This is a genomic window from Bradyrhizobium uaiense (assembly GCF_010811875.1).
GTDB lineage: Bacteria > Pseudomonadota > Alphaproteobacteria > Rhizobiales > Xanthobacteraceae > Bradyrhizobium > Bradyrhizobium uaiense.
This window is the reverse complement of sequence record NZ_VKHP01000903.1, coordinates 1-245: the sequence shown is the minus strand read 5'-3', so window position 1 is coordinate 245 and position 245 is coordinate 1. Positions and strand designations below refer to the sequence as shown.

The following is a 245-nucleotide window of genomic DNA, read 5'->3' as shown; positions in this document are numbered from 1 at the left end:
GTGGTCGGCTCTTGGAGGGCTGACCATGGCGGAATGGGAAGACGAACTCGAACGCTGGCTGAAGCCGTTCTTGGACCGGTTTGGTCACAAGACCCGGCAGCGGATGTGTCCACTGTACGTTGCGGGATTGATCGGCCCTGGTGATCGCAAGAGCATTCAGCCGATGGCGGAGCTCCTTGCCACGGGCAACTACGACCAGCGACCCCATTTCATTGCGGACGACAACCGGGACGCGCCGCCGCCAG

1 protein-coding gene is annotated in these 245 nt (G+C 62.4%); it reads left to right on the top strand.

What is annotated here, in order from left to right:
• Positions 1-245, top strand: a 245-nt coding sequence (locus FNJ47_RS48050; RefSeq protein WP_236000638.1) for a transposase, incomplete at both ends; no start/stop codon positions are given.